This window comes from Streptomyces sp. SLBN-31 (assembly GCF_006715395.1).
Taxonomy (GTDB): Bacteria; Actinomycetota; Actinomycetes; order Streptomycetales; family Streptomycetaceae; genus Streptomyces.
The window spans coordinates 1,229,123-1,245,809 of the sequence record NZ_VFNC01000002.1 but is presented as its reverse complement, the minus strand read 5'-3'; the positions used below and the strand labels follow the sequence as shown (position 1 = coordinate 1,245,809).

12 protein-coding genes are annotated in these 16,687 nt (G+C 72.8%); 6 read left to right on the top strand and 6 right to left on the bottom strand.

The genetic code is table 11. The features are described 5' to 3' along the window. Positions 1-95 precede the first annotated feature (95 nt). A complete protein-coding gene (locus FBY22_RS25685; protein ID WP_142149747.1) occupies positions 96-1,775 on the bottom strand; it encodes a DNA alkylation response protein in 1,680 nt (559 codons plus the stop codon). Positions 1,776-1,846: 71 nt separating this feature from the next. Between FBY22_RS25685 and FBY22_RS25680 the strand changes: the two genes are divergently transcribed. Next, a complete protein-coding gene (locus tag FBY22_RS25680; RefSeq protein ID WP_142149745.1) occupies positions 1,847-2,593 on the top strand; it encodes a PaaX family transcriptional regulator C-terminal domain-containing protein in 747 nt (248 codons plus the stop codon). A gap of 66 nt (positions 2,594-2,659) precedes the next feature. Here FBY22_RS25680 and FBY22_RS25675 read toward each other — a convergent pair whose 3' ends face one another. Next, a complete protein-coding gene (locus tag FBY22_RS25675) occupies positions 2,660-3,463 on the bottom strand; it encodes a pectate lyase (protein ID WP_142149743.1) in 804 nt (267 codons plus the stop codon). Positions 3,464-3,495: 32 nt separating this feature from the next. Next, positions 3,496-4,473 carry a polysaccharide lyase family 1 protein gene (locus FBY22_RS25670; RefSeq protein WP_142149741.1) on the bottom strand — a complete coding sequence of 326 codons (978 nt, stop codon included), beginning with the start codon at positions 4,471-4,473 and terminating at the stop codon, positions 3,496-3,498. A gap of 437 nt (positions 4,474-4,910) precedes the next feature. On the opposite strand from FBY22_RS25670, the gene FBY22_RS25665 reads away from it, so the two are divergent. From FBY22_RS25665 to FBY22_RS44285, 4 genes are all read left to right on the top strand, one after another. After that, the gene (locus FBY22_RS25665; protein WP_260845321.1) at positions 4,911-6,173 is read left to right on the top strand and encodes a PHB depolymerase family esterase; all 1,263 of its coding nucleotides are present in this window, start codon (positions 4,911-4,913) and stop codon (positions 6,171-6,173) included. 177 nt (positions 6,174-6,350) lie between these two features. Further along, on the top strand, positions 6,351-7,739 hold the full coding sequence (locus FBY22_RS46045; RefSeq protein WP_399211820.1) for a hypothetical protein: 1,389 nt from the start codon (positions 6,351-6,353) through the stop codon (positions 7,737-7,739). Continuing rightward, positions 7,739-12,031 (top strand): cation-translocating P-type ATPase, encoded by a 4,293-nt coding sequence (locus tag FBY22_RS25650; RefSeq protein ID WP_142149737.1) that lies wholly within the window; start codon positions 7,739-7,741, stop codon positions 12,029-12,031. Before FBY22_RS46045 ends, FBY22_RS25650 begins: the two co-directional genes overlap by 1 nt. 112 nt (positions 12,032-12,143) lie before the next feature. Beyond that, positions 12,144-12,317: a hypothetical protein gene (locus FBY22_RS44285; protein WP_174267266.1), complete on the top strand. Its 174-nt coding sequence runs from the start codon at positions 12,144-12,146 to the stop codon at positions 12,315-12,317. 1 nt (position 12,318) lies between these two features. On the opposite strand, the gene FBY22_RS25645 is transcribed toward FBY22_RS44285, so the two are convergent. Further along, on the bottom strand, positions 12,319-13,398 hold the full coding sequence (locus tag FBY22_RS25645) for an NADH:flavin oxidoreductase/NADH oxidase (protein WP_142149735.1): 1,080 nt from the start codon (positions 13,396-13,398) through the stop codon (positions 12,319-12,321). 99 nt (positions 13,399-13,497) lie between these two features. Here FBY22_RS25645 and FBY22_RS25640 point away from each other — a divergent pair, with 99 nt between their 5' ends. Beyond that, positions 13,498-13,848: a helix-turn-helix transcriptional regulator gene (locus tag FBY22_RS25640; RefSeq protein WP_142149733.1), complete on the top strand. Its 351-nt coding sequence runs from the start codon at positions 13,498-13,500 to the stop codon at positions 13,846-13,848. Here FBY22_RS25640 and FBY22_RS25635 read toward each other — a convergent pair. Both FBY22_RS25635 and FBY22_RS25630 read right to left on the bottom strand, forming a co-directional pair. Next, positions 13,771-15,156 carry a nucleobase:cation symporter-2 family protein gene (locus FBY22_RS25635; protein ID WP_142149731.1) on the bottom strand — a complete coding sequence of 462 codons (1,386 nt, stop codon included), beginning with the start codon at positions 15,154-15,156 and terminating at the stop codon, positions 13,771-13,773. The two genes, FBY22_RS25640 and FBY22_RS25635, sit on opposite strands and share 78 nt — an antisense overlap. A gap of 120 nt (positions 15,157-15,276) precedes the next feature. Then, positions 15,277-16,638 (bottom strand): FAD-dependent oxidoreductase, encoded by a 1,362-nt coding sequence (locus tag FBY22_RS25630; RefSeq protein WP_142149729.1) that lies wholly within the window; start codon positions 16,636-16,638, stop codon positions 15,277-15,279. Between the last annotated feature and the right edge of the window lie 49 nt (positions 16,639-16,687).

Here is a 16,687-nt window from a genome sequence, read left to right as displayed (position 1 = left end):
TGTCCTCCCCCAGGCGAAGCGCCAACTGTCCGTGAGTCTGCACCACGCCACTGACAACGCAGCGGGATCGGGAGGTCACTGTGCGCAGATCTCGCCTATGGCAAGGGCGACCCGCCGTCCGGCAGGGACCGCTCCAGGATCGCGTCCAGGTCGGCGCCGTCGGGCAGCGTGCCGAAGGCGTGTCCCCAGTCGCCGCCCAGCCGGGTCGCGCAGAAGGCGTCGGCCACTGCGGGCGGGGCGTGCCGGACCAGGAGGGACGCCTGCAGGGCCAGCGCCATCGACTCCACCAGGCGGCGCGCGCCGGCCTCGGAACCGGTGGTGAGCAGCCCTTCCAGGCGGACCACGGCGGCATCCAGCCGGGCGTCCGCGCCCCGCGCCAGGGCCAGTTCGTCGAAGAGGGCCTGCGCGGTGCCGGGCTCCCGGCGCAGCGCCCGCAGCACGTCCAGGGCGTTGACGTTGCCCGAGCCCTCCCAGATCGACAGCAGCGGGGCCTCGCGGTAGTGGCGGGGCATGCCCGACTCCTCGACGTAGCCGTTGCCGCCCAGGCACTCCAGGGCCTCGGCGGTGAAGGCCGGGCCCCGCTTGGTCACCCAGTACTTGCCCACGGCCGTGGCGATCCGCCGGAAGGCCGTCTCACCGGCGTCCCCGCGGACCGCCCGGTCGGCCGCGCCGGCCAGCCGTAGGGTGAGTGTGGTGGCGGCCTCCGACTCCAGCGCGAGATCGGCCGGAACGTTGCGCATCAGCGGCTGGTCGACCAGCCGCGCCCCGAACGCGCTGCGGTGGCGCGCGTGGTGGCCCGCCTCGACGAGCGTCTTGCGCATCAGCGTGGCCGACATCATCACGCAGTCCAGACGCGTGCAGTTGACCATCTCGATGATCGTCTTCACGCCCCGGCCCTCGGGCCCGACCAGCCAGGCCACCGTCCCGTCGAACTCCGGCTCGGAGGAGGCGTTGGAGCGGTTGCCCAGCTTGTCCTTCAGTCGCTGGATGCGGAAGGTGTTGCGGGTCCCGTCGGGCAGGATCCGCGGCACCAGGAAGCAGGAGAGCCCCTCCGGGGCCTGTGCCAGGACCAGGAACACGTCGCACATCGGCGCCGACGTGAACCACTTGTGCCCGCGCAGCCGGTACACGCCGGGCTCGGCGGTCGGCCACGCCGTGGTCGTGTTCGTACGGACGTCGGAGCCGCCCTGCTTCTCGGTCATCCCCATGCCCGCGAGCAGCCCGGGCTTCTCGGTCGGCACCCTCAGCGTGGGGTCGTACTCGCGGCCGGTCAGCAGGGGTTCGTAGACCTTGGCCAGGTCCGGCTGCGCGCGCAGCGCGGGGACCGCCGCGTACGTCATCGACGTCGGGCAGCCGTGCCCCGCGTCGGTGTGCCCCCACACCAGCCCGCCGGCGGTCCTGGCGACGTGGGCGCCGGGCCGGGCGTCCGCCCACGGCGCCCCGGCCAGTCCCTCGGCGACCGCGGCCCGCATCAGGTGGTGCCAGGCGGGGTGGAAGTCGACCTCGTCGATCCGGTTGCCGTACCGGTCGTGCGTGCGCAGCACCGGCTCGTGGACATTGGCGAGTTCCGCCCACTCCTGCGCCTCGGCGCTGCCGGCCCGCAGCCCCAGCCGGCGGACGCCCTCCTCGGCCCATCCGGCGCCCTCGCGCCGCAGACCTTCCAGCAGAGCGGTGTCCTCGGAGGCGTCGTACGGGGTCAGGGGAGGCGGTTGGTTGGTGACGTCGTGCGTGGCGTACTGCGGCTGCGGCCGCGCGGGAACGGGTGTCGAGACCATGCCGACATGTTGCATCTTTTCTGCGCTCGCAGCAATGATGCAACAAGGAGGCGCCCGTAGAGTACGTGCCCATGCGCATGAACGTCTCGGAGCGGTCCGGCCAGGTCGACCTGCGGCCGCTGTCCGCGAGGTCGGTCGTGCTGAGCCTGCTGCTGGGCACGCACCCGCCGGAACTCGCCGTGAAGGATCTCGTCCGGGCGGTGGAGCCCTTCGGCGTCGGCGGCTCCACGCTGCGTGCCGCGCTCAGCCGGATGGTCACCGCCGGGGACCTGCGGCGCTCGGACGACTCCGTCTACCGGCTCAGCGACCGTCTGCTGGCGCGCCAGCGCCGACAGGACGAGGCGGTCGAGGCACGCACGCGCGCGTGGAGCGGTGACTGGGAGATGGTGGTGGTCACGGCGACCGGCCGCGGCCCCGCCGAACGCGCCGAGCTGCGCGCCCGTCTCACCGCCCTGCGACTGGCCGAACTGCGTGAGGGGGTGTGGCTGCGTCCCGCCAACCTCAGCCGCCCCCTGCCGGGCGACCTGTCGGCGGTGGCCGAGACCTGCACCGCCCGCCCCGACCGCCCGGCGCGCGAACTGGCCGAAGGGCTGTGGCCGTTGGACGCGTGGGCCGCCACCGCCCGCGCCCTGCTGGCCCACATCGCTCGGGCCGACCGGCCCGCGGAAGTCTTCGCCGCCTTCGCCGCGGTCGTACGCCATCTGCTGACGGACCCCGTGCTGCCCGCCGGGCTCCTCCCCGCCGACTGGCCGGGTCCGGCCCTGCGCGCCGCGTACGCGGACTACCAGCAGCAGATCACCAGGGACATGGGCACCTGACACGGCGGCCGTACGAAGCACCGTGCGGGTGTGCTTCGTACGGCCTGATCCACCGTGGGGGGAGGGCTACTTGTAGGTGATGTCCGAACTCGCGTACTTGCAGTACGTCCCGTCCGGACCCGAACCGTTCTTCGGCGGCTCCGCGCCCGTGTTGTTGCCGATGTACTTCTGGCAGGGCACGATCTTCTTGCTGCTGTCACCGATGATGGTGATCTTCTTCAGGGTCGCGCTGTCGCCGTAGTTGGTGTTGATGCCGACGAGCGCGGTGCCCTTGTAGGTCGCCTCGATGGTGTTGAGGTTGATCGTCCGCTTGTACTGCGTCTTGCAGTTGCCGCAGCTGCGCACCAGCTTGCCGAAGTTCTGCACGGCGAAGTTCGAGACGTTGAGCGTGCCGGCGCCGTTGAACTGGAACACCTTGTCGCTGGCCTCCTTCGCACCACCGCCGGAGACGGTGTACACGTTGGAGGACGAGGAGCCCCGGAACGTCGCCGCGTCCTCGCCGACGTCCTCCCACCACACGTTCTGCAGCGTGCAGCTGCCCTCGCAGTGGATGCCGTCCGCGGCGGGCGCGCCGATGATGACGTTCTTCAGGACGGCGCCGGCCGCCAGATCCAGGATCGGGTCCTGGTCCTCGTTCTGCCCGCCGGTGCCGAGGTCGCCGCTGCCGTAGAGGCGCTTCATCCCGTAGTCCTTGGTACCGGAGATCGAGATGGTGGCGGTGACGGCCTGGCTGCCGTTGGCGGTGGGCCAGGTGGCGGCACTCGCCGGAGCGGCTCCTTCCGTCATGATCATGACAGACGTGAGGCCGAGCGCGGCCAGGGCGCCGGCCAGTGCGCGCCTGCGGGCGCGTAAGGAAGTTGATGAAGTCATGTCCCGATGCCTTCTTTTTGAGGGGGGTGGGGTCAGAGCTTTCCGGTGCCCGCGCCGCCGGTCACCGAGGCGACGACGGAGGAGGCCGGCTCGGCCGTGTAGCCGTAGGGCGGGCTGGTGAAGGTCCCGACCTGTGAGATCTCGGTCGTGGCGCCGCCCAGGTCGTTGCCCTTGAGGTTGGCGTAGCCGTCCACGTCGCTGTCGCGGTTGGTGGTGACGGCGACCTGGGTGGAGCGGAACACGTTGTTCTCGACGAGCATCTGCGCGCCCATGCGGGAGTGCACGGCCGTCTCGGCGCCGACCACATAGTTGTCGTAGAAGTGCCCGGTGCCGAAACGCAGGCTGGGGATGCGGGAGTTCACGTTGTCGAACCAGTTGTGGTGGTACGTCACCCGCAGGTGCCCGGTGTCCTCGCTCGCGTTGTTGTCGCTGTGGCCGACAAGGGAACCCTTGTAGTGGTCCTTGAAGGTGTTCCAGGAGACGGTCACGTAGTCGGACGCGTGGGTGATGTCGACCAGGCCGTCGTAGTAATCCTTGCCGTGGGTACGGTCGGACGACAGGGAGTTGTGGTCGATCCAGACCTTGGTCGACTTCTGGACCGTGATGGCGTCCGTGCCGACCGCCCTGCTGATGTTCAGGTTGCGGATGATCACGTTGGTGGCGTTCTTCAGCCGCAGTCCGCCGCCGGTGAACCCGGACGACGAACCGACGCCGAGCACCGTGGTGTTGGAGCCGACGTCCACCTGGCCGCTCAGTGGGATCAGGCCACTGACCCTGACGACCTTCGCGGTGCTTCCGGTGACGGCCGACTTGAACGCCGACAGCGTAGAGACGGTCGTCGTCGTGGCGCCGGCGCCGCCGGTGGTGCCGGCACCGAACCCGACCGGCGAGGACTCCGCCGCCGAGGCGGACTGGGGGAGAGCGAGGACGGTGACGGCGGCGAGGGCGGCCGCCGTGGCCGTCACCGCTGTGGATCTTTGCGCGTGTGTACGTGGGGGGCGAGTACGCATGCGGGTGCGTCCCTTCGACAGCGTGCGTGATCGTATATGTGAACGATGTTCGCCATGTTGAGCGTGACGCGGGGGCATTGTGACCCTTTGACCCCCGGAGGGCGCCTGCAAGTCACATCGCTGAACGGACCGTAGGGGGAAAGCGCTTTCTGGTCAACGCTTTGCGCAAAAGAATTCGGTCCGGTCGGTGCGGTGCAAGGGCTTGTCCGGATCTGGGTGCGGAAGTCGCGTGGGAGCGCTTCCATGACGGTTGTGTCCATGTCACCATGCGGGACGCACGCCTCCTCTTTTCCGGGAGATTCCCGGGAGTTCCCGAGTGTCTTCCGGAAGGGGTGGCCCGTATTTCCGGAACGCCCAGAAGGGAGCACAAGGACGTGTCCACCCGCACCCGCCCCCGCGCGACCGTGAGCAGACCGTTGCGGACGATCCTGTCGGCGCTGGTCGCCGTACTGCTGCCGTTACTCGCCGCGGTGACCCTCACCGCGCCGCCGGCCGCCGCCGCCACGCGCGCCGCCGTCCCCACCGCCACCCTCACCGAGGTCACGAACTTCGGGACCAACCCCAGCAACCTGCGGATGTACCTCTACGTGCCCGCCGGCGTCACCGCGCACCCCGCGGTCGTCGTGGCCGTGCACTACTGCACCGGCTCCGGGCCGGCCATGTACAACGGCACCGAGTGGGCGCAACTCGCCGACACCTACGGCTTCGTCGTGATCTACCCCTCGGTCACCCGGGCCAGCAAGTGCTTCGACGTCTCCTCGCCCCAGGCCCTCAAGCGCGGCGGCGGCAGCGACCCCGTCGGCATCAAGTCCATGATCGACTGGGTCACCCGGACCTACAGCGCGGACCCCGGCAAGATCTTCGCCACCGGCATCTCCTCCGGAGCGATGATGACGAACGTCCTGCTCGGCGACTACCCGGACGTGTTCGCGGCCGGCGCGGCCTTCTCCGGCGTGCCCTTCGGCTGCTTCGCCACCACCGACGGCTCCGAGTGGAACAGCGCCTGCGCGAACGGCACCGTCACCCACACCCCGCGGGAGTGGGGCGACCTGGTGCGCGGCGCATACCCCGGCTACACCGGGCGCCGACCGCGCATGCAGCTGTGGCACGGCACCGACGACGCGACGCTGCGCTACCCCAACTTCGGGGAGGAGATCAAGCAGTGGACCGACGTCCTCGGCGTCGGCCAGACCCCGGCCGCCACCGACACGCCCGCCTCCGGCTGGACCCGCACCCGCTACGGCTCCACCGGTGACCAGGCGCCCGTCGAGGCGATCAGTCTCCAGGGCGTCGGCCACAACCTCTACACCTACGGCATGGCATCAAGGGCGCTGACCTTCTTCGGCCTCGGCACCTCGGGTCCCGCACCCCAGCCGCAGCCCGGCGCCTGCAGGGTGACCGCCACCACCAGCGCCTGGAGCACGGGCCTGACCGGCTCGATGACCGTCACCAACACCGGCACCACGACGATCAACGGCTGGCAGCTCGGCTTCACCCTGCCCGCCGGGCAGACCATCACCAACGGCTGGGGCGCCACGTACGCGCCGAGCAGCGGTGCGGTGACGGCCACCAACGCGTCGTACGACGGGACGATCGCCCCGAACGCGAGCGTGAGCATCGGCTATCAGGCCAACCACAGCGGCAACAGTGCGGCGCCCGCCGCCTTCACGCTCAACGGGACCGCCTGTTCGTCGAGTTGACTCGTCCCGAGTGTCGCGGTGGCCGGAGGCGGCGATCTCCGGCCATCGCGGCGTTCGCAACCGCTTCCGGGCGCCGCTTCCTCGCGGCGCTCTCTCTCCTTCGTGTCCGGATGACGTGGCGCAGAGCGGGAACCCGGCCAATCCGGCAAAGCGAACTCATACGGATCGAGGAGAGTCATGGCTCGGCAGGAGCAACGGTCGTCGTCGACGACCCTTCCGGAGCCGCTGCGGACCGCGGCCTCGGCGCTGCGGCACGTGCCCGGCGCCGGGATGGTGAGCAGGGTGGCCGGGGGAGCGCTGGACAAGGTCGGGGCCGTGTCACCGCGGGGGCGGCGCCTGGCGGTGTACACGGGGGCCGGGGTGCTCGGTGTCGCGGGTGTCGTGGAGTGGCCCGTCGCCCTCACGGGCGCGGCGGTGGCCTGGCTGACACAGCCGCGACCGGAGGAGCGGGAGCGTTCCGGGGACGCCGGGGACTCCCGGGGCTCGGGGGAGTCCGGGGGTGGCGTACCCGCGGGTGAGATCGGGGTGATCCCGCTGGACGAGGAACCCGAGGAGCCGGAGACGCCCGCGGACGAGATGGGGGAGATGCGCGCGGGCGAGGGGCGCGAGACGCCTTCGGGCCGGGGGTCCGAGGCGTCCTCGGGCCAGGGGGCCGAGATGTTCGGCCAGGGCTCCGAGAGGTCTTCTGGCCACGGGCCTGACACCTCCTCGGGCCAGGGGCCTGACACCTCCTCGGGCCAGGTGTTCGAAGCGCCCTCGGGTGATGTGGGCACGACGCCCGGGGCCGGTAGGGGCGGAGCGCCCGGCGGCCTCCCGTCCGACGAGCAGCCGGTGATCACCGGTGACACCCAGCTGCCCACGGGCCCCAGGGCGCCGGCCCCCGGCGAGGCCGAGACGACGACCGACGACGAGGAGCGGATTCTGGGGCGGCACGCGCCGGTCCTGGGCGCGATGGAGCCGGTGACCGGCGATGGGCGGCAGCTGTCCGACACGCAGGCGGCGGGTCCCGGATGGACGGGCGTGGAGACGCCGGAAGCCGGTGCGATGGCGCCGGTGCCCGGTGACACGCGGCAGACGCCGGGTCAGACGCCGGGTCCCGTGCTCGCCCGTGATGTGGAGGATCTGCCCGGTCCTGAGGCGCCGGAGCCCGGGGCGGCCGCGGAGAAGGGCGCCGGTGGCGTGCCGCAGGCGTCCGGTACCGAGGCGCCGGGTCCCGTGCTCGCCCGTGATGTGGAGGATCTGCCCGGTCCTGAGGCGCCGGAGCCCGGGGCGGCCGCGGAGAAGGGCGCCGGTAGCGTGCCGCAGGCGTCCGGTACCGAGGCGCCGGGTCCCGTGCTCGCCCGTGATGTGGAGGATCTGCCCGGTCCTGAGGCGCCGGAGCCCGGGGCGGCCGCGGAGAAGGGCGCCGGTGGCGTGCCGCAGGCGTCCGGTACCGAGGCGCCGGGTCCCGTGCTCGCCCGTGATGTGGAGGATCTGCCCGGTCCCGAGGCGCCGGAGCCCGGGGCTGCCGAGAGCGGGTCGGACGACGGGGGCGTCGGTGGGCGTGCTTCGGGGGAGGGGGTGTGATGGTTCTGGGACTGCTGACACGGCCCGCCGCCACCGCGGGCCGGCTCGCCGTGGCAGGGCCGCGGCTGCTGGTCCGCGGGACGGCTCCCGCGGTGGGCACGGCGGCCGGGGCCGTGGCGGGGGCGGCCCGGGCCGGGGTGCGCGGCGCGGACGGCGTCGCGCACGTCACGCGCGTCGCCCGGGCGGCGCTGCCGGGCAGCCGGGGGCCCTGGCGGGTCGGCACCAGGACGCATCTCGCACTGCGCCCCGAGGAGCCGGAGCGGGTGCGTCGGGAGGGCGGGAAGGAGCATCTGGCGCGGCGGGTCGCGGAGACCCTGGCCGAGCGGCCGGACGTGGCGTACGCGTACTGGGACGGCGGACTGCGCAGGCTGGTGGTGGTCGCCGCCGAGGAGACGCTCGGCGACCGGGTCGTGGAGGCGGCGGGCGAGGCCGCCGAACGGCACGGCCTGGTGCCGACCGACGAGGCGGTGGAGGAGTTCGCCCACCCCGCCGACCCGGCCGGGGTACGGGCCGCCGCGATGGCCCTCGCGGCCGACGGGCTGGGAGTCGCGCTCGCGCTGGCCGGCTACGGCCTGCGGCTGCCGCCGACGCCACGCCAGGTGACCGCGCTGGTGACGCTGCTGCGCGAGAACCCCAGGGTCCGCGGCTGGCTGCGGGACCGGCTCGGCCGTACCCGGATGGACCTGCTGCTGGCCGGCGTCAACGCGGCCGTGCACGGGGCCGGCCGGACCCCGACCGCCCTGGTGCTCGACGGGGCGCTGCGCTCCTGCCAGCTGGTCGAGACGGTGGCCCGGGTGACCGCGTTCGAAACGGCGCACGACGAGGTGTGCACCCCCGACCGGTGCGGCGTACCGGCGGATCATTCGCCGCGCCCGCCGCTGCGGACGTCCCCGGCGCAGGAGTACGCCGGTCACGCCTCCGTCGGCAGTCTGCTCGGTGCCGTGGCCGCCCTGCTGGTCAAGCGCGACACCAACGAGGCCGCCGAGGCGGTCCTCGCGGGCTCGCCCAAGGCGGCGCGCTACGGTCCCGCGGCCTTCCACGCCGTGCTGAGCACCGCGCTGTCGCGGACCGGGGTGCTGGTCCGTGACACCGAGCGCCTGCGAGAGCTGGAGATGGCCGACACCGTCGTCCTGCACCCGAGCGCCCTGCGCACACCGGGCGAGGGAGCGGACAAGTGGGCCGAGCCGGTCCTGGACGCGGCTCGGAGGGCGGGGCTGCGCGTCGTGCTGGGGGACGATCCGGCGCTCGCCGACTTCACCGGTCTCGCCGACACCGTGCTGCCCGCCGAAGAGTCGCTGGGCGAGGCGGTGCGCCGGCTGCGCGAGGAAGGCGCCACGGTGGTCACCGTCGCCCGGCCCCGGTCGGCGGACGACACGGACGTACTGACCGGGCTGCTCGCCGGTGACGTGGCGGTCGCGCTGACGGATCACGACGGTGCCGTCGTGTGGGGCGCGGACGTGCTGGCGCCGCACGGTCTGAGCGACGCGTGGCGGCTGCTGGCCGCCATCCCGGCGGCGCGCGCGGTCGGCCGCAGGTCGCAGACGCTCGCCCGCTCCGGCGCCACACTGTCCGGGATCCTGGTGGCGGTCGGCGAGTCCAGCGCCCGGGGCCGCAACCGCCCGCCGTGGCCCGGTCTGCGCCACACCCCGGTCGACGTGAGCGCGGCCGTGGCCCTGTTCTCCGGCGCCCGCGCGGCCCTGCGCGTGGCGGCGGCACCCGCTCCGCACCCGCGCCCCCGGGTGGCCTGGCACGAACTGGACCACAAGGGCGTACGACGTCACCTGAAGCGTCTGGCCGAGGCGGAACCGGGCGAGAGGCGGCGGGTGACGGCCCAGGCGGGTCGGGCCGCCCGCCGCGTGGGCCGGCATCCGCTGTTCGCACCGGCGCGCTGGTCGGTGCAGCTGGCCCAGGCCGTGCGCGGGGAGCTGGACGATCCCCTCACCCCGGTGCTGGTGGTCGGCTCGGCCGCCGAGGCGATCCTCGGCTCCGCCGTTGACGCCCTGCTGGTCGTGGGCGCGCTCGACTTGAACGCCCTGGTCGGCGGGTTCCAGCGGCTGCGGGCCGAGCGGGCCCTGTCCGGGCTGCTGGACGAGCACAAGCAGATGGCGCGCGTCGCGCCCCGGGACGAGGCCGAGCAGGGCGGCACCCGCATCGTCGACGCGGCCCGGCTGCGGCCCGGCGACGTGATCGAACTCGGTGCCGACGACGTGGTCCCGGCCGACGCGCGGCTGCTGTGGCAGGACGGGCTGGAGGTCGACGAGTCCGCGCTGACCGGGGAGTCCCTGCCGGTGGAGAAGCAGACCGACCCGACACCGCACGCCGCGGTCGCCGAGCGCAGCTGCATGGTCTTCGAGCACACCACCGTGGTCGCGGGACAGACCCGCGCCGTCGTGGTGGACACCGGCGAGCGCACCGAGGCCGCCCGCGCCGTCCACCTCGCCTCCCGTACGCCCCCGGCCGCCGGAGTGCAGGGCAGGCTGCAGGAACTCACCGCCAAGGCACTGCCGTTGACCCTGGCCGGGGGAGCGGCGGTGACCGGGCTCGCGCTGCTGCGCCGCACCCCCATCCGCGAGGCGGTCGCCGGTGGGGTGGCCGTCGCCGTGGCCGCCGTACCCGAAGGGCTGCCGCTGGTGGCCACGGTGGCCCAGCTCGCCGCCGCCCGGCGGCTCAGCCGCCGCGGTGTCCTGGTCCGCACCCCGCGCACGCTCGAGGCGCTGGGCCGGATGGACATCATCTGCTTCGACAAGACCGGCACCCTCACCGAGAACGCGCTGCGCCTGACCCGGGTCTCGGACGCCGACGGTGATGTCCACGCCGTGGACGACGACGCGGCCGTGCCCACGCTGCGGGTCGCGGCGCGCGCCTGTCCCCAGAACGGCGACACCGACCGGATCGTGCACGCCACCGACGAGGCGGTGCTCGACGCGGCCGGCCCCGACCCTGACTGGAGCCAGCTCGAGGGGCTGCCGTTCGAGGCCGCCCGCGGCTACGCCGCCGCCGTCGGACGGGGCGCGGACGGCACACGGATGCTGGTGGTCAAGGGGGCGCCGGAGAACATCCTGCCGGCCTGCGCCGGCCTGCCCTCCCACGTCTTTGACACGGCGTCCGCGCTGGCCGCCGACGGGCTGCGCGTGCTGGCCGTGGCCGAACGCCGGCCGGCGGACGGCGAGAGCGACCCGGACGTACTCCAACAGCCCTTGCAGGAACTGGAGTTCGTCGGACTGCTGGCGCTGTCGGACCCGCCGCGGGAGACCTCCCCGGCTCTGCTGCGGGGCCTGAGCGAGGCGGGCGTGCGGCCGGTCATGCTCACCGGCGACCATCCGCAGACCGCGCGGTCCATCGCCACCGACCTCGGCTGGCCCGAGGACACGGTCGTGGTCACCGGCGACGAGCTGACGGCCGCGGACCGCTCGGCCAGGGCGCGGATGCTGGAGCACGTGGGTGTGGTGGCCCGGGTCGCGCCCGAGCAGAAGCTGCAGGTCGTCGAGGCGCTGCGGGACGCGGGCCGGGTCGTCGCCATGGTCGGCGACGGCGCCAACGACGCCGCCGCGATCCGGGCGGCCGACGTCGGCGTCGGCATCAACGCCCGGGGTTCGGCGGCCGCCCGCAACGCCGCCGACCTGGTTCTCACCGAGGACGACCTGTCGGTCCTGATCGAGGCGATCCACGAGGGCCGTGCCCTGTGGCACAGCGTCGCCGACGCCATCGCCATCCTGATCGGCGGCAACGCCGGCGAGGTCGGCTTCGGCATCCTCGGCACGCTGTTGTCGGGCCGAGCGCCGCTGTCCACCCGGCAGATGCTGCTGGTGAACCTGTTCACCGACCTGTTCCCGGCGATGGCGGTGGCGGTGACGCCGGACGAGAAGGCGCAGGCGGCGGCGGCCGGGTCGCCGGAGGACACCTCCGACGTGCTGGGCGCGCCGCTGATCCGGCAGATCCGGGACCGTGCCCTGACGACCAGTCTGGGCGCGACCGCGGCGTGGCTGTTCGGCCGCTTCACACCGGGCACGGCCCGCCGTTCCGGCACGATGGCCCTGTGCGGGGTGGTCGGCACCCAGCTGGCGCAGACCCTGCTGGACCGCCGGGACAGCCCGCTGGTGCGGGTCACGTCGATCGGCTCCGCGGTGGCGCTGGTCGCCCTGATCCAGACCCCGGGCGTCAGCGGGTTGTTCGGCTGCACCCCGCTGGGACCGGTCGCCTGGGCGGGTGTCGCCGCGGCGATCGCGCTGGCGCTTGCGGGGCAGCGGGCCGTGCCCGGGCTGGAGGAGGCGGTGCGGCGGCTGGCCCGGTGACACAGGATGTTCGCACCATAGGCACAGAAAGCGTCCGTCTTCTCCGCGCTTACGACCACCTGGCTCTGTTTTATTTGCTGGTCGTCCGTACCGCACCGAGAAGGATCAAGCCGTGACATCGAACGCGACCCACATCGATCACCTACCCGTCTACGAAAGCCTCGTCCGGGAACGCGGTGACGTCGTGGCGGAGACCCGCGAGGTGGCCGAGCTGGCCCAGCACCAGGCATGGCAGGGCCTGCACGGCCACGCCGTCGCGGCCGGCTCCGACTTCGACCCGCAGTGAGCTACACGGACCGGTGGTACTGGTCCGGCACGTGCACGTCCCCGCCCTGCTCCCGCGCCGCGTGCCGCGCCCAGGAGGGGTTGCGCAGCAGCTCGCGGCCCAGCAGCACGGCGTCGGCCTCGTCGTTGGCCAGGATCTTCTCGGCCTGTTCGGCGTCGGTGATGAGGCCGACGGCGGCCACGGGCAGGGCGGTCTCGGCCTTCACCCGGGCCGCGAACGGCACCTGGTAGCCGGGACGGACCGGGATGCGCACACCGGAGGCGTTGCCACCGGTGGAGACGTCCAGCAGGTCGATGCCGTGGGCCCGGAGGTCCGCGGCGAACCGGACGGTGTCGTCGGCCGTCCAGCCGCCGTCCTGAAGCCAGTCGGTCGCCGAGATCCGGAAGAACAGCGGCTTGTCCTCGGGCCACACCTCCCGAACGGCGTCCACGACCTCGAGGGCGAAACGGGTGCGGTTGTCGTAGGAGCCGCCGTAGGCGTCGGTGCGGTGGTTGGAGTGGGGCGAGAGGAACTCGTTGATCAGGTAGCCGTGGGCGCCGTGGATCTCGGCGACCTCGAAACCGGCGGCGAGGGCGCGGCGGGCGGCGTCGGCGAACTGGCCGACGATCTCCTGGATCTGCTCCACCGACAGCTCGGTCGGCACCACGTGCCGGTCGTCGAACGCGACCGCGCTCGGCGCGAGCGGCTGCCAGCCGTACGCCTCCGGACCCACCGGTCCGCCACCCTTCCACGTCCGGTCGGTCGAGGCCTTGCGGCCGGCGTGGGCGAGCTGGATGCCGGGCACCGTGCCCTGGGAGGCGAGGAAGCGGGTGATCCGCCGGAACGCCTCGACCTGCGCGTCGTTCCAGATGCCCAGGTCGTACGGGGAGATGCGGCCCTCGGGCGACACGGCCGTGGCCTCGGTGAGGATCAGGCCCGTGCCCCCGGCCGCGCGGGCCGCGAGGTGGGTGAAGTGCCAGTCGTTCGGCGCGCCGGTCCCGGGGCCCTCGGGGTCGGCCGAGTACTGGCACATCGGGGCCATCCACACCCGGTTCGGAATGGTCACGTCACGCAGGGTGAAGGGCTGGAAGAGGGCGCTCATGACGAGCTGCTCCGTTCTCGCGGGACCGAATGACGCTCGTACGATAACCATCGTAGTACGTCGAGTGTCAAACTACGATGCCCCTCGTACAATGGTCCCGTGAGTACCGCCCCCGCCACCAGCAGTCGCGACCTGCCGCACCCCGCGAGCGAGGACATCCGCCTGGAAGCCGTGCTGCACGCGCTCTCCGATCCGATGCGGCTGCAGATTGTGCGTGAGCTCGCCGCCGACGACGAGCTCACGTGTTCGCAGTTCGCGCTGCCGGTGACCAAGTCCACGACCACGCACCACTTCCGGGTGCTGCGCGAGGCCGGGGTGATCCGGCAGTGCTACCGGGGCACGGCCAAGATGAACGGCCTGCGCCGGGACGACCTAGACGACCTCTTCCCGGGACTGCTCGACGCCCTGCTCGCCGCCGCCGGCCGGCAGGCCGCCCGCCTCGGGGACTGAAGCCCCCTTCGCTGGAAGGTGGTTGAACAGCAGGTTCAGCCCGATCGCCGTCAGACAGCCCGCGCTGATGCCGCTGTTCATCACGGTCCGGAACCAGTCGGGGAACTGCTCGTAGACCGTCGGTACGCCGACCGGGAGCATGCCCACGGCCACCGACACCGCTACGACCGTGAGGTTGTGGTTGTCCTTGAAGTCCACCTGCGCGAGGGTGCGCAGGCCGCTCGCGGCCACCGTCCCGAACATCACCAGCCCCGCGCCGCCCAGCACCGGCGCCGGTATCGCCGCGACCACCGCGCCCAGCTTGGGCAGCAGGCCGAGCAGCACGAGGATGCCGCCCGCGGCGGCCACCACCCAGCGGCTGCGCACCCGGGTCATCCCGACGAGGCCCACGTTCTGCGCGTACGCCGTGTACGGGAAGGTGTTGAAGACCCCGCCCAGCACGGTCGACAGGCCGTCGGCGCGCAGCCCGTCCGCCAGCGAGCGCGGCTCGACCGCGCGCCCGGTGAGCTCGCCGACGGCGATCAGGTCACCGGTGGTCTCGGTCATCGTCACCAGCGCCACCACCAGCATCGAGACAATCGCCGAGGCGTGGAAGGCGGGCGCGCCGAAGTGGAACGGCGTGCTGATGCCCAGCCAGTCCGCGTCGGTGACGCCGCCGAAGTCCGTGAAGCCGAACGAGACCGCCACCGCCAGCCCCACCGCGATGCCGATCAGCACCGCGATGCGGCTCAGGAAAACGGGCGCGAACCGCTGGACGCCGAGCACCACCAGCAGCACGAACAGGGCCAGGCCGAGGTTCTTCGGCTCGCCGAAGTCCTTCGAACCGGCGCCGCCCGCGGCCCAGTTGCCCGCCACGGGCAGCAGTGACACCCCGATGATCAGGATCACGGTGCCGGTCACCAGCGGCGGGAAGAAGCGCAGCAGCCGCCCGAACACCGGCGCCAGGAGCACGATCGCGAGTCCTGCGACGATCACCGACCCGTAGATCGCGGGCAGACCGCCACCGGTCGTCCCGATGAGCACCATCGGCGACACCGCGGCGAACGTACAGCCCTGCATGATCGGCAGCCGGACGCCGAACCGCCAGAACCCCACGCACTGCACGAGCGTGGCGATGCCGCACACCAGCAGATCGGCGGTGATCAGGTACGCCAGGTCCGCCGGCGACAGCTTCATGGCCCCGCCGACGATCAGCGGGACGGCCACCGCGCCCGCGTACATCGCGAGCACGTGCTGCAGCCCGAAGGCGGCCAACTGCCGTACGGGCGGGACCTCGTCGACGGGATGGACGGGGGCGGGTGAGGTCATGGGAACTCCAGGGCGGCGGGGGCATCCGAACAGCACGAGACCGTACGAGGCTTGAACAGTTTGTTGATTTCTGTCGTGTTGCCGTTCTGTGTACTGCCCACCCACAGGCGGCGGACTCCGCTACGGGGCCGCCGTCCGCGCCGCCGCCAGCAGCGACTCCCAGTCGGCCAGCTTGACCACTCTCCGCCCCAGCGAGGCCCCGAGCGCCGCCTCGGCACGTTCGATCGCCTGCCAGCCGGCCCACGTCACCGGCTCGACACCGGTCGCCCGCAGCGCCGCGAGCGGGTCGCCGGGCACGTCCCTGCGCAGCAGCACGGGGGCGTCCTCCAGCAGGGAGGTCGCCGTTTCCTTGGCGTCCGGCCGGTTGGTGCCGATCACGCCGGTCGGGCCGCGCTTGATCCAGCCGGCCACGTATTCGCCGGGCCCGACGGCACCGTCGCGCAGCACCCGCCCGGCGAGATGCGGCACGGTGCCGTGCGCCGCGTCGAACGGCAGCCCCTCCAGCGGCAGACCCCGATAGCCCACCGAGCGCAGCACCAACTGCGCCTCGATCTCCTCGTACCGCCCCGTGCCCGTGACACCGCCGTCCCCGTCGCACACGGTCCGCTCGAAGCGCACCGCGCCCACCCGCCCTTTGTCGGCGAGCAGTTCGACGGGACGCAGGAAGAACCGCAGGGCGATCCTGCGGGACGCGGTCCGGGCGGCCGATCCAGCGCGTGGAGGGGCGGACGACCAGCCCCGCAGCACCTCCACGTTGCGGCGCCGCGCCGTCGGCAGCGCGGACGGATCGGCGTAGGCCGGGTCCAGTGCCAACTCCGCGGGGTCGACGGTGACTTCGGTGTCCGGCAGACCGCTCAGCTCGCGCAGCTCCTTGGTGGTGAAGCGGGCCTGCGAGGGCCCTCGCCGCCCCACCATGTGGATGTCGGTGACCCGGCTGGCGGCCAGCGCGCCGAGGGCCGCCTGCGGTATGTCGGTCGTGCTCAGCTCGGCCGCGCCCCGGGCGAGCATCCGGGTGACGTCCACCGCCACATTGCCGACGCCGATGACCACGGCGGAGCGGGCGTCGCGTACGAACCCGTCGTCGGCGGCGTCCGGATGGGCGCTGTACCAGGCCACGAACTGCGTCGCCGACCAGCTGCCCGGCAGGTCCTCGCCCGGGATGCCCAGGTGCCGGTCGGTGGCCGCGCCCACGCAGTACACCACCGCGTGGTACGACTCGCGCAGCCGTGAGGCCGGTATCCCGCCCGGGCCGACCCGGACGCCACCGAGGAACCGCACCCGCTCGTGCTCCAGCACCGAACGGAGGTTGTTCTGCAGGGATTTGATCTTCTCGTGGTCCGGTGCCACCCCGTACCGCACCAGTCCGTACGGGCACGGCAGGCGGTCCAGGACGTCGACGAGGACCTCCGGGTCCGCCTGGACCAGATTCTGGGCGGTGTAGCAACCGCTCGGCCCGGAGCCGACCACGGCGACATGCAGCACGGCGGAACTCCTCACGGCGGGAGATCGCGGACGGCTCAAGGATGGCACC